Here is a 378-nt window from a genome sequence, read left to right on the forward strand (position 1 = left end):
TATCGGAGGATGACAGGCGTCCCGTCGTCGTAGCGGCCAACGCGTAGGAGGTGTGGACGCGCTTGGTGTCGGGGTGGATGAAGCCGGGCAGCGCATCGGTATAGGTCGATTTCAGCTTGGTCAGCTGGCGCCAGTCGACGATCTTGCGCGGCAGTTCGTGACCTTCGGCAGCGAGATCTTCGAGAAGCTGCGCCGAGGTCGACCACTGGCCGGTCTTGGTCTTCGAACCGCCGGGCAGGCCCATGCGCCCGAACAGGATGTCGCCGAGCTGCTTTGGCGAACCGATGTTGATGCGTTCGCCGATGAGCTGGTAGATTTCCTCTTCGAGGCGAGCGGCGCCCTGCGCCAATTCGCCGGAGAGCCGCGAGAGGATCTGCC

At 64.0% G+C, this 378-nt stretch carries 1 protein-coding gene; it reads right to left on the reverse strand.

What is annotated here, in order from left to right; genetic code table 11:
- On the reverse strand, positions 1–378 hold a 378-nt coding region (locus EN884_RS38425; protein ID WP_245492082.1), incomplete at both ends, for a DNA polymerase.

Source organism: Mesorhizobium sp. M7A.F.Ca.AU.001.01.1.1 (assembly GCF_004022735.1).
GTDB classification, from domain to species: Bacteria; Pseudomonadota; Alphaproteobacteria; order Rhizobiales; family Rhizobiaceae; genus Mesorhizobium; species Mesorhizobium ciceri.